The sequence below is a fragment of the Pseudomonas sp. MH9.2 genome (assembly GCF_034353875.1).
In the GTDB taxonomy this organism is placed as follows: Bacteria; Pseudomonadota; Gammaproteobacteria; order Pseudomonadales; family Pseudomonadaceae; genus Aquipseudomonas.
On record NZ_CP133784.1, the window covers coordinates 1,299,492 to 1,324,197 of the forward strand.

The 24,706-nt window shown below is 57.2% G+C and carries 25 protein-coding genes; 9 read left to right on the forward strand and 16 right to left on the reverse strand.

Going from position 1 to position 24,706, the window contains the following annotated elements:
* Positions 1–118: 118 nt before the first annotated feature.
* The 8 genes from RHM55_RS05995 to acs form a co-directional block, all read right to left on the reverse strand.
* Positions 119–1,339, reverse strand: a complete 1,221-nt coding sequence (locus tag RHM55_RS05995) for an aspartate aminotransferase family protein (RefSeq protein WP_322180190.1) — start codon at positions 1,337–1,339, stop codon at positions 119–121.
* A 279-nt stretch (positions 1,340–1,618) separates the two neighbouring features.
* Positions 1,619–2,599, reverse strand: coding sequence for a transcriptional regulator ArgR (gene argR / locus RHM55_RS06000; protein WP_322180192.1), 981 nt, complete (start codon positions 2,597–2,599; stop codon positions 1,619–1,621).
* Between the two features lie 140 nt (positions 2,600–2,739).
* Positions 2,740–3,504, reverse strand: coding sequence for an ABC transporter ATP-binding protein (locus RHM55_RS06005; RefSeq protein WP_322180194.1), 765 nt, complete (start codon positions 3,502–3,504; stop codon positions 2,740–2,742).
* A 26-nt stretch (positions 3,505–3,530) separates the two neighbouring features.
* Positions 3,531–4,643: a succinylglutamate desuccinylase/aspartoacylase family protein gene (locus RHM55_RS06010; protein ID WP_322180197.1), complete on the reverse strand. Its 1,113-nt coding sequence runs from the start codon at positions 4,641–4,643 to the stop codon at positions 3,531–3,533.
* 3 nt (positions 4,644–4,646) lie between these two features.
* Entirely contained in the window at positions 4,647–5,345 is a 699-nt protein-coding gene (locus RHM55_RS06015) for an ABC transporter permease (RefSeq protein WP_322180199.1), read from the reverse strand.
* Complete coding sequence (locus RHM55_RS06020; RefSeq protein WP_322180201.1) at positions 5,342–6,031, reverse strand: ABC transporter permease; 690 nt, start codon at positions 6,029–6,031, stop codon at positions 5,342–5,344. The genes RHM55_RS06015 and RHM55_RS06020 overlap by 4 nt, the downstream gene beginning before the upstream one ends.
* 96 nt (positions 6,032–6,127) lie before the next feature.
* Positions 6,128–6,904 (reverse strand): ABC transporter substrate-binding protein, encoded by a 777-nt coding sequence (locus RHM55_RS06025; RefSeq protein ID WP_322180203.1) that lies wholly within the window; start codon positions 6,902–6,904, stop codon positions 6,128–6,130.
* Positions 6,905–7,524: 620 nt separating this feature from the next.
* On the reverse strand, positions 7,525–9,480 hold the full coding sequence (acs, locus tag RHM55_RS06030; protein ID WP_322180205.1) for an acetate--CoA ligase: 1,956 nt from the start codon (positions 9,478–9,480) through the stop codon (positions 7,525–7,527).
* Between the two features lie 407 nt (positions 9,481–9,887).
* On the opposite strand from acs, the gene RHM55_RS06035 reads away from it, so the two are divergent.
* Entirely contained in the window at positions 9,888–10,154 is a 267-nt protein-coding gene (locus tag RHM55_RS06035; protein ID WP_322180207.1) for a DUF2790 domain-containing protein, read from the forward strand.
* 236 nt (positions 10,155–10,390) lie between these two features.
* On the opposite strand, the gene RHM55_RS06040 is transcribed toward RHM55_RS06035, so the two are convergent.
* Positions 10,391–11,941: a sigma-54-dependent transcriptional regulator gene (locus tag RHM55_RS06040; protein WP_322180209.1), complete on the reverse strand. Its 1,551-nt coding sequence runs from the start codon at positions 11,939–11,941 to the stop codon at positions 10,391–10,393.
* A 267-nt stretch (positions 11,942–12,208) separates the two neighbouring features.
* On the opposite strand from RHM55_RS06040, the gene phhA reads away from it, so the two are divergent.
* The 6 genes from phhA to RHM55_RS06070 all read left to right on the forward strand — a co-directional run bounded on the left by phhA (position 12,209) and on the right by RHM55_RS06070 (position 16,617).
* A complete protein-coding gene (gene phhA, locus RHM55_RS06045) occupies positions 12,209–13,000 on the forward strand; it encodes a phenylalanine 4-monooxygenase (RefSeq protein ID WP_322180211.1) in 792 nt (263 codons plus the stop codon).
* A 14-nt stretch (positions 13,001–13,014) separates the two neighbouring features.
* Positions 13,015–13,371 carry a 4a-hydroxytetrahydrobiopterin dehydratase gene (locus tag RHM55_RS06050; protein ID WP_322180213.1) on the forward strand — a complete coding sequence of 119 codons (357 nt, stop codon included), beginning with the start codon at positions 13,015–13,017 and terminating at the stop codon, positions 13,369–13,371.
* Positions 13,371–14,561 (forward strand): amino acid aminotransferase, encoded by a 1,191-nt coding sequence (locus RHM55_RS06055; protein ID WP_322180215.1) that lies wholly within the window; start codon positions 13,371–13,373, stop codon positions 14,559–14,561. Before RHM55_RS06050 ends, RHM55_RS06055 begins: the two co-directional genes overlap by 1 nt.
* Before the next feature lie 105 nt (positions 14,562–14,666).
* Complete coding sequence (locus RHM55_RS06060) at positions 14,667–14,924, forward strand: hypothetical protein (RefSeq protein ID WP_322180217.1); 258 nt, start codon at positions 14,667–14,669, stop codon at positions 14,922–14,924.
* Positions 14,925–15,070: 146 nt separating this feature from the next.
* A complete protein-coding gene (locus tag RHM55_RS06065; RefSeq protein WP_322180219.1) occupies positions 15,071–15,259 on the forward strand; it encodes a hypothetical protein in 189 nt (62 codons plus the stop codon).
* Between the two features lie 149 nt (positions 15,260–15,408).
* Complete coding sequence (locus RHM55_RS06070; protein WP_322180220.1) at positions 15,409–16,617, forward strand: MFS transporter; 1,209 nt, start codon at positions 15,409–15,411, stop codon at positions 16,615–16,617.
* Positions 16,618–16,668: 51 nt separating this feature from the next.
* On the opposite strand, the gene arfB is transcribed toward RHM55_RS06070, so the two are convergent.
* From arfB to RHM55_RS06105, 7 genes are all read right to left on the reverse strand, one after another.
* Complete coding sequence (arfB, locus tag RHM55_RS06075) at positions 16,669–17,082, reverse strand: alternative ribosome rescue aminoacyl-tRNA hydrolase ArfB (RefSeq protein WP_322180222.1); 414 nt, start codon at positions 17,080–17,082, stop codon at positions 16,669–16,671.
* A 7-nt stretch (positions 17,083–17,089) separates the two neighbouring features.
* Positions 17,090–18,499 carry an amino acid permease gene (locus RHM55_RS06080; protein WP_322180224.1) on the reverse strand — a complete coding sequence of 470 codons (1,410 nt, stop codon included), beginning with the start codon at positions 18,497–18,499 and terminating at the stop codon, positions 17,090–17,092.
* A 270-nt stretch (positions 18,500–18,769) separates the two neighbouring features.
* Positions 18,770–20,179: a 23S rRNA pseudouridine(2605) synthase RluB gene (gene rluB / locus RHM55_RS06085; RefSeq protein WP_322180226.1), complete on the reverse strand. Its 1,410-nt coding sequence runs from the start codon at positions 20,177–20,179 to the stop codon at positions 18,770–18,772.
* Positions 20,180–20,470: 291 nt separating this feature from the next.
* Positions 20,471–21,244, reverse strand: coding sequence for an SMC-Scp complex subunit ScpB (gene scpB / locus RHM55_RS06090; protein WP_322180228.1), 774 nt, complete (start codon positions 21,242–21,244; stop codon positions 20,471–20,473).
* A 75-nt stretch (positions 21,245–21,319) separates the two neighbouring features.
* Positions 21,320–22,018: a ScpA family protein gene (locus RHM55_RS06095; RefSeq protein ID WP_322182762.1), complete on the reverse strand. Its 699-nt coding sequence runs from the start codon at positions 22,016–22,018 to the stop codon at positions 21,320–21,322.
* Positions 22,019–22,138: 120 nt separating this feature from the next.
* Positions 22,139–22,768 carry an L-threonylcarbamoyladenylate synthase gene (locus RHM55_RS06100; RefSeq protein ID WP_322180230.1) on the reverse strand — a complete coding sequence of 210 codons (630 nt, stop codon included), beginning with the start codon at positions 22,766–22,768 and terminating at the stop codon, positions 22,139–22,141.
* A gap of 13 nt (positions 22,769–22,781) precedes the next feature.
* Entirely contained in the window at positions 22,782–23,642 is an 861-nt protein-coding gene (locus RHM55_RS06105) for a PHP domain-containing protein (RefSeq protein ID WP_322180232.1), read from the reverse strand.
* A gap of 66 nt (positions 23,643–23,708) precedes the next feature.
* Here RHM55_RS06105 and RHM55_RS06110 point away from each other — a divergent pair, with 66 nt between their 5' ends.
* Together RHM55_RS06110 and RHM55_RS06115 are read left to right on the forward strand one after the other, a co-directional pair.
* Complete coding sequence (locus RHM55_RS06110; RefSeq protein ID WP_322180234.1) at positions 23,709–24,305, forward strand: septation protein A; 597 nt, start codon at positions 23,709–23,711, stop codon at positions 24,303–24,305.
* Between the two features lie 2 nt (positions 24,306–24,307).
* Positions 24,308–24,607, forward strand: a complete 300-nt coding sequence (locus RHM55_RS06115) for a YciI family protein (protein ID WP_219064536.1) — start codon at positions 24,308–24,310, stop codon at positions 24,605–24,607.
* The last annotated feature ends 99 nt before the right edge of the window (positions 24,608–24,706 follow it).

Below are 24,706 nucleotides of genomic sequence, written 5' to 3' on the forward strand. Positions count from 1 at the left end.
CAGTCAGCGCAGAAAAAATTACCGCGTGGCCTACAAAAGCCCACCCAGTACGAGAAAGAAGCCCGGTGCCGGCCTTTATGGCCAACGCCGGGGTACAGCATTGTGTATCAACCGTTCATCAAGCCTGAGTCAAGGTGGCGATGGCACGCTCGAAACGGTCCAGCCCTTCGTCGATATCGGCTTCGGTCACCACCAGACTCGGTGCGAAACGGACAACATCGGGGCCGGCTTGCAGGACCATCACGCCTTCTTTTTCAGCGGCGTTGAAGAAGTCTTTGGCCTTGCCTTTCCAGGCATCGCTGAGGACGCAACCTAGCAGCAGACCCAGGCCACGCACCTGAGTGAATACGCCGTATTGCTCACCGATGGCTTCAAGACGGGTCTTGAACAGTTCGCGCTTGGCTTTCACGCCCGCCAGGGTTTCCGGGGTGTTGACGATATCGATCACCGCTTCGGCCACCGCACACGCCAGCGGGTTGCCGCCATAGGTGGTGCCGTGGGTGCCGACGGTCAAGTGCTTAGCCAGCGCTTCGGTGGTGAGCATCGCGGCAATCGGGAAACCGCCGCCCAGGCTCTTGGCGCTGGTGAGGATGTCCGGGGTCACGTCGTAGTGCATGTAGGCGAACAGTTCACCTGTGCGGCCCATGCCGGTCTGCACTTCATCGAACACCAGCAGTGCATTGTGTTCGTCACACAGCTGGCGAGCGCCTTGCAGGTACGCCAATTCGGCAGGAATTACGCCACTTTCGCCCTGAACCGGCTCCAGTACCACGGCACAGGTCTTGTCGGAAATGGCTGCTTTCAATGCATCCAGATCGTTGTACGGAACGTGGGTAATCCCCGTAATTTTCGGACCGAAGCCATCGGAATACTTGGACTGGCCGCCCACGTTCACGGTGAACAACGTGCGACCGTGGAAGCTGTTGATCGCGGCAATGATTTCGTATTTTTCCGTGCCGTACAGGTCAAATGCTACTCGGCGCGCCAGCTTGAAAGCCGCTTCGTTGGCTTCGGCACCCGAGTTACAGAAGAACGCACGATCAGCGAACGTGGCATCAACCAGCTTCTTCGCCATACGCAAAGCGGGTTCGTTGGTGAATACGTTAGAGACATGCCACAGCTTATTGGCTTGCTCGGTCAAGGCGCTGACCAACGCCGGGTGGGCATGGCCAAGCACATTCACGGCGATCCCGCCGGTAAAATCGACCAGTTCGCGGCCCGATTGATCCCACACTCGGGAACCCGCACCGCGCACGGGGATAAAACCCGCAGGCGCGTAGTTAGGGACCATCACCTGGTCGAAATCGGTGCGTTGCACCTGAGCATGCTCAACGGACATCGGAGTCTCCTGAAGAGGAACGCCTGCCTGAAACTGGCAAGCGATGGGAGGATTGTAAGGACTGATTTCGGTCTGGCCTTGCCGCCAAGCGACAACTTGTTACAACGCCAAACCGTGTTTTTCCGTGGCTTTCGGCAATGCGACATATAGCGTCGGAAAAAAGCAGTTTAAACGTTTTAGTGGTGTGTCTGACATGCCGCCTTCGCGAATGAATCCCCGCAGGATATCTACGCAACGTGTGGGAGCTAATTCATTCGCGAAGGGGCCATCAGCAACAAATCACCCGCGCTCGGAAGGCACCGATGACAACTCGAACGGGCTACTGCTGCGGCGCTGGTTGCGGTCTTCGCGCGGGGTGGCGCCGAAGAAGTTGCGGTAGGCGCTGGAAAAATGCGGTCCTGATGAAAAACCGCAGGACAAGCCGATCTGGATGATCGACTTACTGGTCTGCATCAGCATCTGTCGTGCCTTGTTCAGGCGCAGCTCCAGGTAATACTGGCTTGGGACACGATTGAGGTACTGCTTGAAGATCCGCTCCAATTGCCGACGTGAAACACACACGTGTTGGGCTATCTCGTCAGTGGTCAACGGCTCTTCTATATTGGCTTCCATCAGCAGCACAGCCTGAGTCAGCTTCGGATGGCTGGAGCCCAAACGGTTTTGCAGCGGAATACGCTGACGCTCGCCACCCTCGCGGATGCGCTCTACCACCAGTTCTTCCGACACAGCGCCCGCCAGCTCGGCGCCATGATCACGCGCCAGCACCGCCAACAGCAGATCAAGCACCGAAAGACCGCCACACGCGGTCAGACGATCACGGTCCCAGTCGAACAGATGACTGGTGGCGATCACTTTCGGAAAACGCTCGGCAAAATCATCCTGCCAACGCCAGTGCACCGCAGCACGATAACCGTCGAGCAGACCGAGCTGGGCCAGTGGATAAACACCGGCGGATAAACCACCGATCACACACCCGGCACGCACCAATTGTTTGAGCGCACTGCTCAACACCGACGTCATTTGCGCCGGCGGCTCATCGGCCAGCAGAAACAGCTTCTGACAACCTTCCAGACGCCCGGCCCAAGGCTCGCCGGGCAATTGCCAGGCGCCTTCGACCGGCGGCTCAGCTTGCAAGAACAATAATTCGTAAAGCACTTCTGGATGGACGCGCTGTGCAACACGCAAGGCTTCCTCGGCCAGCGCCAGCGTCATGGCTTTAGTGCTGGGCCAAATCAGGAAACCAATTCGATGGGCAATCATGGCGTACAGTCCGAAACGTTTCGCGGTTGTGGGTCGAGCATCAGTGCGCTCGATCTTTATTAAGGTGAAACCAGGTCATGAATCAAGAGGGCCGAATCATGACCTGTTTTGGTGCGTAAGGCATCGTTAAAACGTTTAGATTATTTCAGACTGCCGGACAAGAATTGCTGAAGCCGTTCAGACTGAGGGTTGACCAATACTTCACGAGGATCGCCCTGCTCTTCCACCACACCCTGGTGCAAAAAAATCAACTGGTTCGACACTTCACGAGCAAAGCCCATTTCATGGGTAACCACCACCATGGTCCGGCCTTCCTGTGCCAGCGCCTGCATCACCTTGAGCACATCGCCTACCAGTTCCGGGTCAAGCGCAGAAGTCGGCTCATCGAACAGCATGACCTCCGGCTCCATCGCCAATGCACGGGCAATCGCAACACGCTGCTGCTCCCCGCCGGACATATGCCCTGGGTAAGCGTTCTTGCGGTGCGAGACACCCACCTTGGCCAGGTAGTGCTCAGCCTTTTCCAGCGCGTCCTTTTTCGACATGCCGAGCACATGGATCGGTGCTTCGATGATGTTTTCCAGGGCCGTCATGTGTGACCAGAGATTGAAGTGCTGGAACACCATCGACAGGCGCGAACGCATGCGCTGCAGCTGCTTGGGGTCAGCGGCCTTCAGGGCGCCATCCTTGCTTGCCACCAGCTTCAGCTCTTCGTTGTTCAGCAGGATTTTGCCTGCATGGGGCTGTTCGAGCAGATTGATGCAGCGCAGAAAGGTGCTTTTACCCGAGCCACTGGAGCCGATGATGCTGATCACGTCCCCAGCCTTGGCCGTCAGGGAAACACCCTTGAGCACTTCATGACTGCCATAGCGTTTATGCAGGTCTTGGACTTCCAGTTTGTTCATGCTTTCGGTTCTCACAAAACAGTCAGTCAGTCGCTGAGCAGGCGCCCGTGGCGGAGCGGTGTACGCCCTGCCACTTTGGCCAGCCAGAAACCAGGTTGGGCGTAACGTAGCCGTTCAGTTGCATACAGCACGCCGGACGTGCCGGCACACACCGTACTGACCCGATCGGACAAGGGATCGATGACTTCGAACAACGGTTCGCCGACGTCAACCCATACGCCTGCGCGGCGCAAATAAGTCACTACGCCGGGATGGGGCGCAAAGTGCAGGTACGTGCCTTCGAACGGCATCCCTTCGCACGCCTCGTATGCAGGTTGCGGCCAGTCACCGCCGATAAAACCCTGCTCGGCAAGGAACGCCAGAATGCCTTCGGCGTGTGCCTGAGCCTCATCCCTGCCGGTGTCGGCTTGCCCGCCCAATTCAAGGGTCGTGGCCAGACACGCCAACAATATCTGCGCCTCAGGAAAAATCTGTGACAGACGCAACCATGGCAGCGAACACGCTTCATCAAAGGAGCTGCCGCCAGACTCCTCCGCCAGCAAGGCGACGCTCACGTTCAAGTGCGCCGACAGCGACCGCCACTGCGGCCAGTGCTGCGGCAAGGCATACATATGCAGCGCCGCTTCGGCGTCGCAATGCAGGTCCAGCACCACATCGGCGGTACAGGCATGGCTCAGGAGTAAACGCTGCAGCCCCTGCAACTCGCTGCCCGGCGCCGGTAACGCGTCCAGAACGAAGGTCATTGCCTGACGGATCAGGCGGGTATTGGCATGCGGATCATCGCCCAACTGGCCTTTCAGCAGCTCGGCCACCGACGCGCCCAGTTCGGGAAAATCACGGTTGAAATTCTTGCCGCTGCCAAACTCGAAACGTCCTTGATGAGCACCTTGTAGCAACTGCCCCAGGCCAATGGGATTGGCCACTGGCACCAACTCGATGACACCCTTGAGCATCCCTTGCTCTTCGAGTTGCATCAGGCGTTTTTTCAGCTCCCAGGCTGTGCGCATGCCCGGCAATTCATCGGCGTGCAGGCTGGCCTGAATATAGGCCTTGCGCTCGCCGCTACCGAATCGGAACACGCTCAACTGACGCTCGGTGCCGAGGCTGCTCCACGGCAATGAATGATCGATACGTTGCATGGTTCAGGCCCTGCGTGGGGCTAGGTAGCCCAGCCAGCGACGTTCGGCCATCTTGAACAGTCGCACGAGAATAAAGGTCAGACACAGGTAGAACGCGCCGGCGGTGATGTAAGCCTCGAACGGCAAGTAGTATTGAGCGTTGACCGTACGCGCCGCGCCAGTGATGTCAATCAAGGTCACGATGGACGCCAGACTGGTGGTCTGCAGCATCATGATCACTTCATTGCTGTACTGCGGCAGCGCCCGGCGCAAAGCTGAGGGCAGCAGAATCCGCCGGTACATTTTCGAGCGCGACATGCCCATGGCCTTGGCCGCTTCGATCTCGCCAGCCGGTGTCGACCTTAAGCTGCCGGCAATGATTTCGGCGGTGTAGGCGCTGGTATTGATCGCGAAAGCCAGGCAGGCGCAAAACGTCGCACTGGACAGCCATGGCCAGAAGACACTGTCGCGCACGGCCTGAAACTGAGCCAGCCCGTAGTAGATCAAAAACAGTTGTACCAGCATCGGCGTGCCGCGAATCACGTAGGTGTACAGCCAGGCAGGCATGTTGACCCACTGCTGTTTCGACACGCGCATCAGGCCCAACGGCAAAGCGACGAGCAGACCGAATACCAGGGAAATGGCCAGTAACTTGAGGGTGATCAGCAGACCACCGAAGTACAGCGGCAAGCTTTCCCAAATGACGTTGTAGTCGAAGATCATAGATCAGCCGCCCTTACGCCTACCGAGTAGCGCTTCTCAAGATAACGCAGGGCGAGTAACGAAACGCTGGTGATCACCAGGTACATCGCCGCCACTGCCAGGAAGAAAGTAAAGGGTTCGCGGGTAGCATCTGCTGCCTGCTTGGCCTTGAACATCATGTCTTGCAGACCGACCACGGAAATCAGCGCAGTGGCCTTGGTCAGTACCAGCCAGTTATTGGTAAACCCGGGGATCGCCAGGCGAATCATCTGTGGCACCAGAATCCGGAAGAACACTTTGAAGCTGCTCATGCCGTACGCCATGCCCGCCTCAGCCTGGCCCTTGGATATAGCCATGAACGCACCCCGAAAGGTCTCCGACAGGTACGCACCGAAGATGAAACCCAGCGTACCGATACCGGCCAGCAGCGGGTTCAGGTCAATGTAGTCGTCATGACCGAGTAACGGTGCAATACGGTTGAGCAGAGCCTGGCCGCCATAGAAAATCAGCAGGATCAAGACCAGGTCCGGAATCCCGCGAATTACCGTGGAGTACAGGTCACCCAACCAGGCCAGCCAGCGCACCGGCGACAAACGCAATGCCACGCCAATCAAACCGAGGACGATCGCCAGGGCCATAGACGACAAGGCGAGCTGCAGCGTCAGCCATGCGCCATCGAGGATGACAGCCCCGTAGCCTTTCAACATGATTCAGGTCCTCAAGCATGAGAATGAAAAATGGCGCCAACCAGACAAGTGCAGAGCCACTGCTGCTAGCGCCATTGCGAGTGTTACGCGATGTACTTACTCGCCGTAGATATCAAAATTGAAGTATTTGTCCTGAATCTGCTTGTACTTGCCGTTGGCACGAATCGCAGCGATGGCCGCGTTGATCTTGTCCAGATCAGCCTTGTCGCCCTTACGCACAGCGATACCGATGCCGTCGCCGAAGTATTTGGTGTCGGTGAACGCAGGGCCCGCAAAGGCATAACCCTTGCCTGCGTCGGTATTGAGGAAACCGTCTTGCAGCAAGGTCGCGTCAGCCAGGGTGCCATCAAGGCGGCCAGCGGCGACGTCCAGGTAGATTTCATTCTGCGAGCCGTACGGCTTGATCTCGGCGCCCAGAGGCTCGAGTACTTCCTTGGCGAAACGGTCATGAATCGAACCGCGTTGTACGCCGATTTTCTTGCCTTTCAACTCAGCGAGATTTGCGCTGATGACGGTGCCGTCTTTCATGACCAGACGTGCAGGCGTGTTGTAGTACTTATTGGTGAAATCAACCGACTTCTTGCGATCTTCAGTGATGGACATCGAGGACAGGATGGCGTCGATCTTGCGCACTTTAAGCGCCGGGATCAGACCATCGAACTCCTGCTCGACCCACGTGCACTTGACCTTCATTTCTTCACACAGGGCATTGCCGATGTCGTAATCGAAACCAACGATGCTGCCGTCCGGGGCTTTGGAGGCAAAGGGAGGGTACGCAGCCTCGATACCGATTTTGAATGGTTTTTCATCAGCGAACGTCGGCTGTGCCAACACGGACAGCGCCAAGGCGCCGAGAAGCATGAGTTTCTTCATTATTAGGACTCCGTCGGTTTAGGGCGACAAATGGCAGAGTGAGCGATGGCCCAATATGCGAAGGGTCAGCATGGATAGCGACGCCGAGCCGGTCGTGTCGGACCTTTCACACGAAAAGTCACACGAAAAGCCTTTAGCGATTGATTGGCATTTTAACGACAGGCCCGAAGTCGATATTTCTTCAATGCGACAACTAGTTATAGAAGCACCGAGAAAGCAGACCCGAAATATTGACAGGCCTTGCAGATTATGCAAAGCCAAAAGACATAGAACCGATCTATATTGCAAATTGCGGGCCTATTATTGGCAAAGGCTTCTATTCCGGCAAGTCTGGCGTATCGACTTGTTTTCAGGGTGCTGGAAATTGCACCCGAATCCTGCGGGGCGTTCCTCTCGGCCCCGAAAGAGAGCAGACGGTTACACATTTGGTTACCTGGCTGCGCGCCGGTAACAAAGAAGAGGTGCCGGTGGTGAAGCCGATATATATCTCTTTCCGAGTTTGGATTTGTGGGAACAAATGTATTCTCGAATGGCTTTGCGCAACGCGCTCGGGCACCCAATAGCGCACACAAAAACGCCCCGCCAGGTTTACACCGGGCGGGGCGTTTCTCAGCCTGGGATCAGGCGGCATTCATAGTCTTGTGCTCATTGATCAACTGCTGCACGACACTCGGATCAGCCAGGGTAGAGATATCACCCAAGCCGTCGTATTCCCCAGTGGCAATCTTGCGCAGGATACGGCGCATGATTTTGCCAGAACGAGTCTTGGGCAACCCTGGCGCAAACTGGATGAAATCCGGCGAAGCGATCGGACCGATTTCCTTGCGCACCCAGTTTCTCAACTCCAGGCGCAGTGCTTCGCTTGGCTCTTCGCCGCCATTGAGGGTGACGTAGACATAAATACCCTGCCCCTTAAGGTCATGCGGTACGCCGACCACAGCGGCTTCGGCGACTTTCGAGTGGGCAACCATCGCACTTTCGATTTCAGCGGTACCCATGCGGTGCCCGGAAACATTGAGCACATCATCCACGCGCCCAGTGATCCAGTAGTAGCCGTCTTCGTCACGACGTGCGCCGTCACCCGTAAAGTACATGCCACGAAAAGTCTTGAAGTACGTATCGACGAAACGATCATGATCACCGTACAACGTGCGCGCCTGACCCGGCCAGGAGTCTAGGATGACCAGGTTACCTTCAGCCGCGCCTTCGATCAGGTTACCCAGATTATCCACAAGCCCCGGCACAACGCCGAAGAATGGTCGCGCTGCCGAACCCGGCTTGAGCGCGTGCGCGCCTGGCAGCGGGCTCATCAACGTGCCACCGGTTTCGGTCTGCCACCACGTGTCGACAATCGGGCAGCGGCCCTTGCCGACGGTGTTGTAGTACCACGTCCAGGCTTCCGGGTTAATCGGCTCACCGACCGAACCGAGCAGGCGCAGGCTTGAACCGTCCGCGTCTTTCACTGCCGCCTGACCTTCGGCCATCATGGCGCGAATGGCAGTCGGTGCGGTGTAGAGGATATTGACCTTGTGCTTGTCGATGATCTTCGACACACGCGTAATGTCCGGGTAGTTCGGCACCCCTTCGAACAACAACGTGGTCGCGCCATTGGCCAGTGGGCCGTAGACAATATAAGTGTGCCCAGTGACCCAGCCCACGTCGGCGGTGCACCAATAAACTTCACCTGGCCTGTAGTCGAATACACGCTCATGGGTCAGCGCGGCATACAACAGATATCCCCCCGTAGTGTGCTGAACGCCTTTGGGTTTGCCGGTGGAGCCCGAGGTATAAAGAATGAACAGCGCCTCTTCGGCACCCATTTCTTTGGGCGCGCAATGGCTGGACGCAACCTTCATCAGGTCTTCGTACCAAATGTCGCGATGCTGGTGCCAAGCGATGTCGCCGCCCGTGCGCTTGCAGACAATAATCTTCTGCACGCTGGCGGTTTCCGGATTGGTCAGCGCCAGGTCGACGTTAGCTTTCAACGCCGTGCGTTTGCCGCCACGCAGACCTTCGTCTGCGGTAATGACGACTTTCGATTTGCAATCAATGATCCGCCCGGCCAGCGCTTCGGGCGAGAAGCCACCGAACACGACTGAGTGGATTGCGCCGATCCGGGTACAGGCCAACATGGCGACCACAGCTTCGGGGATCATCGGCATATAAATAGTGACTACATCGCCGCGGTGCACATCCTGGCCGCGCAATGCGTTGGCGAACTTGCAGACTTCTTCGTGCAGCTCGCGATAGGTAATGTTGCGGTGTTCGGAAGGATCGTCGCCTTCCCAGATGATTGCGATCTGATCGCCGCGCTCGGCCAAATGGCGGTCCAGACAGTTATAGGAAACGTTCAACGTACCATCGGCGAACCATTTAATATCGACATGATGGTCATCGAAGGAGGTCTGTTTGACCGTGGTGAAAGGCTGAATCCAATCCAGGCGCTGGGCCTGCTCCCGCCAGAAGCCATCAGGATTGACCACCGACTGCTGATACATGGCCTTGTAGGTTGCCTCATCGGTCAGCGTTGTAGCCGCAACCTCTGGACGCACAGGATAGACGGAAGCCGCACTCATCGTTGTTACCTCGGTGGATAGTTGTTGTTTTATGATCCCGTTGTATCTTCCCTGCCCCATTCAGGCCATTCGACGATGGTCTTACCGGTCGCAAGCAAGCCTACTACTATAGACCCCTACTCTCCTGCGATGATATGCCACGCCTCTCCGCGACGATCTGTCGCGCCACTGATGATGGATGCCGTCATTTTTCGTGCCTCGATTGTTACAGGTTTCATCAATAGTCTTTATCAAAACACTTCATATATGAACCCACCCGACAGGCCTATAATTTATCTCGCCAACCGGCAAACGATTAACACGTAACAGCCCCCACAACGGCATGTTAATCAACGTGTAAACTTAGTGACACGCCTGGCTCCATAAGAGCCAGGCACTCCCTCACGACAGCAATAAGGACATTAGAAATGAAAGTTGCATTGATGGTCATGGCCCTGAGTAGTTTTAGCGTTGCTGTGATGGCGGCCGAAACAACCGCCGTGGCAGTCAACTCGACGTCTCCCGTGGAGGAATACACGTACGCCACTCATCTGGACATCGCCAAAGTCGTTTCGATGAGCGACATCCCGAACGTCTGCGAGGTCGTTCCCGCGCGTATGACGTACGAAGACTCGAAAGGTGTAGAGCACGTGCTTGAGTATCGCGTCATGGGTAACGGTTGTATTGATGGTTGATTCATCTGCACACTGCCCTCAGCTACCACGTCAACGCCTCTTGGAGCAATCCAATGTGGCGTTGACTGCATTTAGAATGCCCGTTTATTCAATCGACGTCTGATAGACATTTTTTGAGGCGCACCATTAACGTTTCCCACCGACATGCACGGTAAGTTTATTCGTACAGTGACTAATGCTCTTATTACTAAATAGGCACCAGGCTTTATAGCGTTTCACGCTTGCCCTGTTCATGTTTATTTATCCACGTGATATTCACGCAACTTGTTGGCGATGGTCGTGTGCGATACACCTAAACGCTTACCCAGCTGCCGGCTACTTGGGTATTCCGAATGGAGGCGTTCCAACACCGCTTTTTCGAAACGCCCGACGATTTCATCCAGCCCCCCTTCCAACGAAAAATCCCCCAATGGCTGGCGCATACCGTAGTCCGGAAGTCGTATATGTTCGGCGCGGACGATACCGTCTTCGCACAGAGAAACTGCCTGAAACAGGACGTTTTCCAGCTGCCGCACATTACCGGGCCAACGGTAATGGCTCAAACGCTCCATGGCGGCGGGCGCCAGTTTGGGCAAAGGACAGCCAATCTGCCGGCTTGCCTGATCAAGAAAGTAGTCAACCAGCAGGGGTAAACCGTCCAGACATTCGCGAAGCGGCGGGATGTGCAGCGATAGCACGTTGAGCCGATGGTAAAGATCTTGGCGAAACTCACCTCTGGCGCACAATTCAGACAGATCAACCTGCGTCGCACACATCACCCGCACATCCAGGTAAACCTCTTCATCGCTGCCGACCCGGCGGAAGCAGCCATTTTGCAGGAAGCGCAGCAGCTTGACCTGCAGGCGTGAACTCATCTCGCCGACACCATCAAGGAACAGCGTGCCGCCTGCGGTCAGCTCCAGCAACCCCAGCTTGCCTTCGGCCCGCGCACCTTCAAATGCGCCGGGGCCATAACCAAACAGCTCGGTTTCGGCCATGGATTCCGAGAGTCCAGCGCAATTGAGCGCCATCAACGGCGATTGCCCACGCGGACTGGCGAGGTGGCAGGCCCGCGCCAACAACTCTTTACCCGTCCCCGTTTCGCCTTCAATCAGCAACGGAGCGTCCAGGGGGGCCATGCGTCGAGCCTCGCGGACAACAGCGGCCATGACCCTGGAACTTTGAAAAATACTGTCGAAGCCGCGCAGTTCTTGTTTGCGCACCTGGTAAATCCGCTCGCCGACCCGATCTGCGCGGTGCAGGGTCAACACTGCACCGGCCATGGCTTCGCTGTCATCGTGCTCCGATTGCAACGGCGCGATATCGGCAAGAAACACATCACCCTTGACCTTGACCCGCAGCCCGTTGATTCGTGATTTGTTGGTGCGAACCAGTGCCGGCAAATCGAAATCTTCGGCGTAGCGCGACAATGCAATACCCGGCACTTCATCGACCCGCACACCCAGCAGCTGCGCCGCCGCGCGGTTAGCCGCGACGATGGAGCCGCGCATGTCGATAGACAACACGGGGAACTCCAGCGCGCCCAGCAGTGCATTAAGCTCCATGTGCCGACGTTCGCTGGGCATCAACCCGACGCGCTTCACTCCAAACACACCGCCAATTGCCTCGAACTTGGGACGCATCGCCTGAAATTGCAGATTGATCAGGTTTGGGCAATGCAGATAAATCGCGTTGCCATGCTCGCCGCCCACTTCACCACGCGCCACGTTGACCCCGTACTCGACCAACAGATTAAGGATGTCGCGAAGGATGCCGATGCGGTTTTGACAGTGCACTTTGATACGCATGAACGGTTCAATCCTGTCTGTCGGGCTGATATTTTTCAGTGTGCCTAAATTATCCGTAACGATTATCTGACAGCAAGCGTGCAAATCACATCATTCCGACGCAAGGATTACGGCGCAGCTGCGATTTCGTAAACTTATCGTTACGAAAAGCAGTCTATTCTTTAAGGCATACCCTATTCCACCTGCTGTCAGGACGAATCGTTTGCGTTATCTCTAGAGCCATAACAGCTCCTTATAACAACAACGAATTGCCCTCAGGAGAGCAACATGACGCAAACGCATTACGTCGCTCGCGAGCCCGACGCGAAAGGCTTTATCGACTACCCACCTGCCGAGCATATGGTGTGGAATACCCTGATCACTCGACAACTGAAGGTGATCGAAGGCCGCGCCTGTCAGGAGTACCTTGAAGGGATCGAACAACTCGGACTGCCCCTTGATCGCATCCCGCAATTGGGTGAAATCAATAAAGTCCTCGGCACGGCCACGGGCTGGCAAGTCACTCGCGTCCCGGCCCTGATTCCGTTCCAGACCTTCTTCGAATTGTTGGCCAATAGACAGTTCCCGGTGGCAACGTTCATTCGCAGCGAAGCGGAACTGGACTATCTGCAAGAGCCGGACATTTTTCACGAGATTTTCGGTCACTGTCCGCTGCTGACCAACCCGTGGTTCGCCGAGTTCACCCACACCTATGGCAAGCTCGGCCTGAGTGCTACCAAAGAACAGCGCGTCTACCTTGCGCGCCTGTACTGGATGACCATCGAGTTCGGCCTGGTCGACACGCCGCAAGGCCGTCGAATCTATGGTGGCGGCATTCTGTCTTCACCCAAAGAAACGGTTTACAGCCTGTCGTCCGCGCCGGAACATCAGGCGTTCGATCCACTGGATGCAATGCGCACCCCGTATCGGATCGATATCCTTCAGCCCTTGTATTTTGTCCTGCCAAACCTGAAACGACTGTTCGACCTGGCCCACGAAGACATCATGGGCATGGTCCAGCAAGGCATGCAGCTAGGTCTGCACGCACCGAAGTTCCCACCCAAACCCAAAGCTGCCTGATCAGGAACCCATTTATGAGCACTCTTAACCAAGCCCATTGCGTAGCCTGCCGCGCCGATGCCCCACACGTCAGCGATGAAGAATTGTCGATTCTGATCAAGCAGATCCCGGACTGGAACATCGAAGTACGCGACAGCGTGATGCAGCTGGAAAAAGTCTTCCTGTTCAAGAATTTCAAGTTCGCGCTTGCGTTCACCAACGCTGTCGGCGAAATTGCCGAAGCCGAGGGTCATCACCCTGGCTTGCTCACCGAATGGGGCAAAGTGACCGTGACCTGGTGGAGCCACTCGATCAAAGGGCTGCACCGTAACGATTTCATTATGGCCGCGCGTACTGACGAAGTGGCCAAAAGCGCCGAGGGCCGCAAGTAATGCATTTCAACGACATCCAGCGAGTGCCCGGTGACCCGATTCTCGGATTGATCGACGCTTACGCGGCTGATCCGAACCCGAACAAATTCGACCTTGGCGTCGGCGTCTATAAAGATGCATTGGGCCTGACCCCGATCCTGCGCTCGGTCAAGCTGGCCGAGCAGCGCTTGCTGGACACCCAAACCACCAAAACCTACATCGGCGGTCATGGCGAGCCTCGCTTTGGCGCGCTGATCAGCGAGTTGGTGCTGGGCAAGGATTCGCCGTTACTGGCAAGCAAGCGCGTCGGCGCGACCCAGACACCAGGCGGTACCGGCGCCCTGCGTCTGTGTGCTGACTTTATCGCTGACTGCTTGCCCGGGCGCGGTATCTGGCTGAGCGACCCGACCTGGCCAATCCATGAAACCATCTTCGCCAAAGCCGGGCTTATGGTCAGTCATTACCCGTACGTGGGCAGCGATAATCGCCTTAACGTCGAGGGGATGCTCGCCACCTTGAATCAGGTGCCACGTGGTGACGTCGTGCTGCTGCATGCCTGCTGCCACAACCCCACCGGCTTCGATCTGTCCCACGACGATTGGCGGCAGGTGCTGGACATCGTGCGCAGTCGCGATCTGCTGCCATTGATAGATTTCGCGTACCAGGGTTTTGGCGACGGTCTGGAGCAAGATGCCTGGGCAGTGCGTCTGTTCGCGGAGGCTTTGCCCGAGTTACTGATCACCAGCTCCTGCTCGAAAAACTTCGGCCTGTACCGCGAACGTACTGGCGCCCTGCTGGTGTGTGCCAGTACTGCGGACAAACTGCTGGATGTACGCAGTCAGCTTTCTTCAATTGCGCGAAACCTGTGGTCGAACCCGCCAGATCATGGCGCAGCCATCGTTGCCGAAATCCTCGGCGATCCCGAGCTGAAGAGCCTGTGGGCCGATGAAGTGGAAGAGATGCGCGGACGTATTGCGCAACTGCGCGCAGGCTTGGTCGAAGCGTTGACCCCACTGGGCCTGGGAGAGCGTTTCGCCCATATCGGCGTGCAACGCGGCATGTTCTCCTACACCGGCCTGAATGATGATCAGGTTGCGCGATTACGCCATGAACACAGCGTCTATCTGGTCAGTGCCGGGCGCGCCAATATCGCGGGGATTGATGCCTCGCGCCTGGATCTACTGGCCCAAACCATCGCTGCCGTTTGCTAAAACCGATCACTTGCCGCGTCAAACATCGCGCCCTATAGGGGCGCGACTGCGTTGTGCCGTTATGGTTCGCCATTCATCGTGCCGTGTGTCTTTAAGTGACAAAAGGTGGTCATAAAAAACCTGTTTGTCATTTCCAGTGCTGTATCCTGCCCAAGCTTTTTAAAAGCACTGATCTTTCCAGCAACCTTCAATCAGATCTTGCGCGGAGCGACGACGATGCATGAAATCCCGAACTTTCCTTTCCCAAGCCTGCCAAAACCTGAGCAGATCCCCTCAGCGCACCAAGAGCCAAACAAAAAAACCGAGTTGAAGGCCAGCCCTGCCAAAACTGAAGACAGCCGCAACGTCAAACACAGACACTGACGGCGACTTTTCCAGGCCGTATACCAAACCCGTGTTCTTTACCTGGTTTCATACGGCCTGTTATACCTGCCACACCCGCTGCAGATAGCGTCCCCAAACAAGACCACGCCCAAGCAAAACAGCCTTAAACAACAGTGGAACCTGCCATGACCGACCTCACCGACACCCACGCCAGCGTCGTAATGGGCATCACTGAGAAGATGATCGACATCTGGAGTCGCCTCAACGCCGAAAAAAAGGCGGCGCTGCTCAAGCGTTTCGGCACCCAGGAAAATGCGCTGGCAGCCTTGGTCGCTTCGCAATTGCTCGCACCCGCCAGTGACACCGCGTTATAAGCACGTTATTTCAACATTTTCCCTCCTCCCTCCCCTGCATCGCCTCAACCGCCGCTATCATAAGCAGCCTTCAGCGCGCCTCAAGCTGAAACGATTTTTCCGCTACACCTTGAGCATTTTCAACGCTGTCGCAACCGTGGATTTTACCCATGCAAGACACCCCGTCTGCTGCCTCACAACGACCTATGGCCGTTACGCTGCAGGTCGTTTCTATCGTCCTGTTCACGTTTATCGGTTATCTGAATATCGGCATTCCCCTCGCTGTCCTCCCCGGCTACGTGCACAGTGATTTAGGGTTTGGCGCCGTGGCCGCGGGCCTGGTGATCAGCGTGCAATACCTGGCCACGCTGCTTAGTCGCCCCTATGCAAGCCGCATCATCGACAACCTTGGCAGCAAAAAAGCCGTGCTTTACGGCTTGGCGGGGTGTGGTTTCAGCGGCGTGTTCATGCTGCTCTCGGCCTGGCTGCAAAGCATGCCGATACTCAGCCTGATCAGCCTGCTGATCGGTCGACTGGTGTTAGGCAGCGCGGAAAGTCTGGTGGGCTCAGGCTCGATTGGCTGGGGCATCGGCCGGGTCGGTGCGCAAAACACCGCCAAAGTCATTTCCTGGAACGGCATCGCCAGTTATGGCGCGCTTGCGATAGGCGCCCCCATGGGTGTGCTGCTGGTCCAGCAGCTCGGCTTATGGAGCATGGGCGTGAGTATCATCCTGCTCGCCGGTATCGGTTTCGCGCTGGCGTGGCCCAAGCAAGCCGCACCCATTGTTCATGGCGAGCGCATGCCCTTTCTGCATGTACTGGGCCGAGTGCTGCCTCACGGCACGGGGCTGGCGCTCGGTTCGATTGGTTTTGGCACCATCGCCACCTTCATCACCCTCTATTACGCAAGCCATAGCTGGCCGAACGCAGTGCTATGCCTGAGCCTGTTCGGCGCTTGCTTCATCGGCGCACGGTTACTGTTCGGTAACTTGATCAACCGCCTCGGTGGCTTTCGGGTGGCAATTGCCTGCCTGTCGGTGGAAAGCATTGGCCTGCTGTTGCTGTGGCTCGCGCCCACACCAACATTGGCGCTGGCCGGGGCCGCACTCACCGGTTTTGGCTTCTCGCTGGTGTTCCCGGCGCTGGGTGTCGAGGCTGTGAATCTGGTACCGGCCTCTAGCCGAGGGGCGGCGGTGGGCGCGTACTCACTGTTCATCGACCTCTCACTGGGTATTACCGGCCCCGTTGCTGGAGCGATTGCCGCTGGCTTTGGCTTTGCTTCGATCTTTCTGTTTGCCGCGCTGGCGGCCATGACCGGCCTGCTGCTCAGTGTCTACCTGTACCGACAGGCGAAGCCGATGCGGGATTACACGGTTTAGATTTTTGCTGCTGAGGAGATCGCCTTCGCGAAGGGCGTGATGCGGTCCTGCCTAGAAATCCACCTTGCCGCGCCCGGCCTTGATGCCGCCACGCTGGCTTTTGCTTTCAAGACGACGCTTTTTCGAGCCCAGGGTGGGCTTGGTTGGACGCCGTTTTTTTTCGACCTTGGCCGCATTGATGATCAACTCGCTCAGGCGTTCCAGTGCGTCGGCACGGTTCTGCTCCTGAGTGCGGTATTGCTGGGCCTTGATGACGATCACGCCGTCGCCGGTGATACGGCTGTCGCGCAACGCCAGCAACCGCTCCTTATAAAACGGCGGCAACGACGATGCATTGATATCGAAACGCAAGTGCGCTGCGCTCGACACCTTGTTGACGTTCTGCCCACCCGCGCCTTGAGCGCGGATAGCAGTCAACTCGATTTCGGCATCAGGCAGATGCACCGCGTTGGAAATCACCAGCATAGAAGCACTACGTCAACACCTTCAGGCTAGCCGCATCACTGCGCTTGTTTTTGACGTTGTAACAAACCCACATCACCAGCAACCAGACCGGTATTGCGTAAACCGACACCTGAATGCCTGGAATCAACAACATGATGCCGAGGATGAACACCACGAAAGCCAGGCACAGGTAATTGCCGTACGGATACCACAACGCCTTGAACAGCGGCGTCTGGTGCGTACTTATCATGTGTTGGCGGAACTTCAGGTGAGAGTAACTGATCATCGCCCAGTTGATCACAAGCGTGGCCACCACCAGCGACATCAGCAGTTCCAGCGCATTTTGCGGGACCAGATAGTTGAGCACCACTGCAACGAAGGTCACCAACGCCGACACCGCAATCGCCCGAACCGGCACACCACGCTTATCGACCTGCGCCAACGCTTTAGGTGCGTCGCCCTGCTCCGCCATGCCTAACAACATCCGGCTGTTGCAATAGGTGCCACTGTTATAGACCGACAAGGCGGCGGTCAACACCACGAAGTTGAGGATGTGAGCCGCCGTGTTGCTGCCCAGCATCGAGAACACTTGCACGAACGGGCTGCCGCTGTAGGCATCGCCGGATGCATTGAGGCTCGCAAGCAGGCTGTCCCACGGGGTCAACGAAAGCAGTACGACCAAAGCGCCGATGTAGAAAATCAGGATCCGGTAGATTACTTGATTGATTGCCTTGGGGATCACGGTTTTCGGTTGGTCGGCTTCTGCTGCGGTGAAACCGAGCATTTCCAGACCACCAAAAGAAAACATGATGATCGCCAATGCCATCACCAGACCTTTGACCCCATTGGGGAAGAAGCCACCGTGTTCCCACAGGTTACTCACTGCTGCTTGCGGGCCGCCGTTGCCGCTGACCAACAGGTAGCTGCCGAGGGCGATCATGCCGACAATGGCCACGACCTTGATGATGGCGAACCAGAACTCGGCTTCCCCGAACACCTTGACGTTGGCCAGGTTGACCGCGTTGATCATCACAAAGAACACGGCGGCCGAGGCCCAGGTCGGAATCTCTGGCCACCAGTAATGCACGTACTTGCCGACCGCCGTCAGCTCCGACATGCCGACCAAAATATAAAGCACCCAGCAGTTCCAGCCGGAGAGGAAGCCCGCAAAGCCACCCCAGTACTTGTGAGCAAAATGGCTGAAGGAACCGGCCACTGGCTCTTCGACGATCATTTCGCCAAGCTGGCGCATGATCATAAAGGCGATGAAACCGCAGATTGCGTAACCGAGAATCATCGACGGACCGGCCGATTTGAGTACGCCTGCCGAGCCGAGGAACAAGCCTGTGCCGATAGCGCCGCCCAGCGCGATCAACTGGATATGGCGGTTTTTAAGGCCGCGCTTCAGCTCGCCCGAATGTGAGTTTTGTTCACTCATTGATAGTCACCTGATTGTTATTGTCTGTGACGGAACCGAATCCACCGCGCTCATGACGCAGCGGAGTGCAACAAGGCGGATAGCCCTGAATGTGTTGGATGCGCAGTTACGCCGTTGAATCACAGAAAAAACGCGAGGTAGTGTACACCGCCGAAGTGACCCAGGCTTACTGGAAAGCTACTCGGTCGGTCAGCTATCGAGGGTAAGCGACAATCATCAAACAAAAAAAAGCCAATCTTTCGATTGGCTTTTTTTATTCACCGCACGCGATTACTGCGGCTTGCGACGACCAAAGCCAGGACGCTGACCAGAGCCTGCCGGCGGACCATTGCGCTTGCCCGAAGGCTTGCCATTGTCCACCAGAACAATGCCAGGGCGTTGCTGTTTAGGCTTGCCCGGACGCTTGCTCACATCACTAGGACGCTCGGCCACTGGCGTGCCACGGCTGTCGGAACGACCGGCAGCAGGGCGCGGAGTGCGTGGCGAATCGCCACGCGGTGCACGAGGAGAACGCTCGACAGAATCGCTGCGCGGAGTACGCGGAGCACTGTCACCGTCTTCACGCGGCTTGCGCGCTGGGCGATCAGCACCTTCGCTACGGCCACGCAACGGACGGTTAGCAGAGTCGGTACGCCCGGTAGCAGGACGTGGACCACGGCTCGACGAATCCGAACGCGGCCCTGCAGGACGCTGATCGCGACCCGTAGAATCCGCACGCGGACGATCACGTTCGCTGCCAGTCACCTGTGGTTGACGGGCTGGACGCTCGCCTGCCGGAGCCGGGTTGGCCGGACGCAACGTACGTACGCGCTCGCCTTTGCCCAGTGGGCGGGACGATTGACGCTGCAAACGTTCCATTTTGTCTTTGACCTTGGCGTTCATCTGCGGCTGAGCCACAGGCGTCAGGCCGACTTCGGCGCTGAGAACGTCGACTTCGTACTGGCTCATTTCGCGCCAGCGGCCCATCGGCAGGTCGGAGTTGAGGAACACTGGTCCGTAACGCACGCGCTTCAAGCGGCTGACCACCAGCCCTTGGGATTCCCACAGGCGACGCACTTCGCGGTTACGACCTTCCATCACCACGCAGTGATACCAGTGGTTGAAACCTTCACCGCCTGGCGCTTGCTTGATATCGGTGAAGCGTGCGGGACCGTCTTCCAGCACCACGCCGGTTTTCAGACGCAGCAGCATGTCGTCATCGACTTCGCCACGCACACGAACAGCGTATTCGCGGTCCATTTCAAACGACGGGTGCATCAAGCGGTTGGCCAACTCACCATCAGTGGTGAACATCAGCAAGCCGGTGGTATTGATGTCCAGACGACCAATGTTGACCCAGCGGCCTTCTTTAGGGCGCGGCAGGCGATCAAACACGGTCGGACGACCTTCTGGGTCGTCACGGGTGCAGATTTCACCGTCTGGTTTGTTGTAGAGAATGACGCGGCGTACCGATTCGGCGGTTTCTTCGCGCTTGATCACGCGACCGTCGATGGCGATGGCATCGTGCAAATCTACGCGCTGACCAAGGGTCGCGTCTTTGCCATTGACCTTGATTCGGCCTTGGCTGATCCAGGCTTCTACGTCACGGCGAGAACCTACGCCAATGCGCGCCAGAACCTTTTGCAGTTTTTCGCCTGCAGGACCGATTTCCTGGCTGTCTTGCTTGTCTTGTACACTCATCTGGGCACCTCCCGGTGTGTCGATAACAGATCGTGCTGAGAAATGGCGCGACCTGGTTGCTAAAATCTGATGACTTGAAGCCGTGCCTGATGACGAGGATAAATCGCCAAAAGGGCGCGAATCATACGCTCAAGGCGCGCGCTACGCATCAGAGACTCGTACAAATGCAGCGCCTTACTTCTTTTTCCGCCGACCGGTGGCGTTTAACCGGATCAATCGCAACACCGACTCTGCCAACACCGAGCGTTTATCGACCTTGCAGACGCTGATGCAAGACAGCCACGAGGATAATTATTTATCTTCAGGCACATCACGCTCATCTGCCTCAGGCTCAACCTCCTCACGCAACAAATCATCAAAGTCGGTCTTGAGACCCAGCTCCATCGAGTCGAGCTCGACCAGCAAGCTGCGGAAGCTGGTTTCATCACGCGGTGGCTCTGGCTCGGCGTCGGGGTCAAGGCTGGCATCGGCCAGGGCTTGCAGGCTGGCCGGAACCGGGGCGTCATCGAAATCGAGAATCGGCTCAGGCTCCAGTTCCCGCAGATCGGCCAGTGGCGGCAGGTCGTCGAGGTTTTTCAGGTTGAAGTGATCAAGAAACGCTTTGGTAGTGGCGAACATCGCCGGTTTCCCTGGCACGTCACGGTAGCCGACGATTCTGATCCACTCGCGCTCCAGCAGGGTTTTGACGATATGGCTGTTGACCGCCACCCCACGCACATCTTCGATCTCGCCCCGCGTGATAGGTTGGCGATAGGCAATCAGCGCCATGGTTTCCAGCATCGCCCGGGAATAACGCTGCGGCCGCTCTTCCCAGAGCCGTCCGACCCATGGCGAAAACCGCTCACGGATCTGCAAGCGATACCCAGAAGCCACTTCCTTGAGCTCGAAAGCCCGGCCTTCGCAAGATTTTCCCAGCAATTGCAGGGCTTTCTTGAATACCGGAGGCTCGGGACGCTCGCCCTCCTCGAACAGCTCGAACAGGCGTTCCAGCGACACAGGTTTACCGGAGGCCAGCAGAAAAGCTTCGAGCAGGGGGGCCAGCTCGCGCGGTTCGTTCAAATTCATCGTTTGGCTCTTTATCAGGCTCGCCGCGCTTCAGTCGTGCGCGTCTTTTATTTATTCAGCTATTCAGCTAAACCGCTATTCGACTCTCGCCCGGACATGGATCGCCGCAAAGGGTTCGTTCTGCACCAACTCGACCAAGGACTCCTTGACCAGTTCCAGAACCGCCATAAAAGTCACCACAACGCCCAAGCGCCCCTCTTCGGCCGTAAACAGCTCGGAGAACGGTACAAACCCGCCGCCCTTGAGGCGTTCAAGCACATCGCTCATGCGCTCCCGGGTCGACAGCGTTTCGCGACTGACTTGGTGGCTTTCAAACATGTCGCCCCGGTGCAGGACTTCAGCCATGGACATCAACAGTTCTTCCAGACTGACATCCGGCAGCAACCGGCGCGCACGCGCTTCGGGAGCATCCAGCCTGGGCACTACCACATCACGCCCTACCCGGCTCAAGCCATCGATACCTTCGGCGGCGGCTTTGAAACGCTCGTACTCTTGCAGACGACGGATCAACTCAGCGCGTGGGTCGTCTTCTTCCTGTTCAATCTCAGCCGAGCGCGGTAACAGCATCCGCGATTTGATTTCGGCGAGCATGGCGGCCATCACCAGATACTCGGCCGCCAGCTCCAGGCGCACGGTTTTCATCAATTCGACATAACCCATGTACTGACGAGTGATTTCCGCCACGGGAATATCGAGGATATTGATGTTCTGTTTACGAATCAGGTACAGCAACAAGTCCAGCGGACCTTCGAACGCGTCGAGAAAGACTTCCAGCGCATCCGGCGGGATGTACAGGTCCAGCGGCATGTGCATGACCGCTTGACCATAGACCATGGCGAACGGCAGCTCCTGCTGGGCATCCGCCTGGCTATCAACCGCCTCGGCCACTGTCATCTAAGGCTGACCCCCAAACGGTCGCGGATCGCCACAGCCCACCCGTATCACTTGCGGCTCGCCATCAGCCAGATTGATCACAGTGGAAGCCGAAATACCGCCGATGCCGCCATCAATGATCAGATCGACCTGATGCTCTAATACCTGACGCATCTCATACGGATCACTCAAGGGCACGGTTTCGCCCGGCATGATCAGGCTCACGCTCATCAGCGGCTCGCCCAGTTCCTCAAGCAGCGCCTGAGCAATGGGGTGGTTTGGCACGCGCAGGCCGATGGTCCGGCGCTTGGGGTGCAGGATCAACCGCGGGACTTCACGCGTGGCGTTGAGAATAAAGGTGTAAGGCCCGGGCGTGTGGTTCCGGAGCGCGCGGAACGCCGCAGTGTCGACCTTGGCGTAGGTCCCCAGTTGAGACAGATCGCAACACAACAGGGTGAAGTTGTGTTTGTCGTCCAGTTGACGCAAGCGGCGGATGCGCTCAATGGCGTTTTTGTCACCGATCTGGCAACCCAAGGCGTAGGACGAATCCGTCGGATACACCACCAGGCCACCGGCCTTGATAATCTCCACAGCCTGTTTTATCAGACGTGCCTGCGGGTTTTCCGGATGGACCTGGAAAAATTGACTCACGGTATCTTCCTGTTCAGACGGCAGTAGGCTGGTCATGTTTGAATCGACACCAAAGTGGCGGAAGATCCTCCGGTAACGGGCGATAAACGCCAATTTCGGACCAAGCGCCAGGAGCATGAAAATCACTGCCGGCAGTTACCAGCAGACCGAACTCACGAGCCAGAATGGCCAGACTACCCACCTGCTCCGCAGGTTGCAGACCATTAACCACCTCGATAGCGTGGCCGCCAGCCTCAATGTAGGCGGCGATCAGCTTACGACGTTTACTGCGGGTGAAATCATAATGCCAAGGGTGCGCCAGACTGACCCAGGCCCCGGACTCGCGTAAGGTCGCGACGGTTTCTTCCAGGGTTGGCCAATGCTGTTTGACGTCGCCCAGCTTGCCAGCGCCCAACCATTTGCGAAATGCCTCAGCGCGATCTTTGACAAAACCGGCACTCACCATGAAGTCAGCGAAGTGTGGTCGAGCCGGAGCATTACCGCTGTCACCCAGCGCTTGCTGGATCGCACGAGCACCTTCCAGGGCCCCTGGCATACCTTTGATCGCTAATTTTCGGCTTATTTCTTCGGCACGCAACCAGCGTCCATGGTGTAAACGGTCAATGGCATCGACCAATGCAGGGGCTTTCATATCAAAACCGTAGCCCAGAATGTGGACAGTTGCCCCACCCCAGGTACAAGATAATTCCACCCCGTTGACCAGCTGCATATCCAACGCAAGCGCCGCAGCACGGGCCTCTTCGAGGCCTTCAAGGGTATCGTGATCAGTAAGGGCCAGGACCCGCACTCCGTTTTCATAAGCACGCGCAACCAGGACCGCGGGCGCGAGGGCGCCATCGGAAGCGGTGCTGTGGCAGTGCAGGTCAACATTCATAGGAGGCGCTTTCGCTGTCATTGATGTTTGTTATTATGCCGCCACATCCTGCTTCTGGCTGCCATTGTGAAACAATTCATCGACTTCATCCCGCTGCTCCTGTTTTTCATCGTCTACAAGATCGAACCCCGCGCCGTCGACATTCTGGACCACAGCTTCATGGTAGGCGGAATTTTCAGCGCTACCGCGATGCTGATCATCAGCTCGCTCGTGGTCTACGGTATTTTGTTCATCACCCAGCGCAAACTGGAAAAAAGCCAATGGCTGACCCTGATCGCCTGCCTGGTGTTCGGCAGCCTGACCTTGGCTTTCCATAGCGAAGCCGTTCTTAAATGGAAGGCGCCAGTGGTCAACTGGCTGTTCGCCCTGGCATTCGCAGGCAGTCACTTCATCGGTGACCGCCCATTGATCCAGCGCATCATGGGCCATGCATTGACTCTGCCCCAGCCGATCTGGACCCGACTGAACATCGCCTGGGTCTTCTTCTTCCTGTTCTGCGGTGCAGCCAATCTGTATGTGGCCTTCACCTATCAGGAGTTCTGGGTAGATTTCAAAGTCTTCGGCAGCCTGGGCATGACCTTGCTGTTTCTGGTTGGCCAAGGGATATTCCTGGCCCGCCACATGCACGACGCGGACCCTTCCACTCCTAAAACCAAGGACTGACCATGCTTTACGCCATCATTGCTACAGACGTCGCCAATTCGCTCGAAAAACGCCTGGCTGCGCGGCCTGATCACCTGGCGCGGCTCGTCGCGCTCAAGGATGAAGGTCGAATGGTGTTGGCAGGTCCGAACCCGGCCATCGACAGCAACGACCCCGGCGCTGCGGGTTTCACCGGCAGCCTGATCGTCGCCGAGTTTGAATCCCTGAGCGCCGCACAGGCCTGGGCCGACGCCGATCCGTTCGTTGCAGCCGGTGTATACGCCAACGTACTGGTCAAGCCGTTCAGACAAACCCTGCCGTAACAGGCTTGCGCAGGCGCCGCGCGCAATCATCGCGGCGCTTGCCGGTTACCCTTTTCGCCTGTTCACTATTCTCGATAACCTGCCGACAACCTGCTGAAC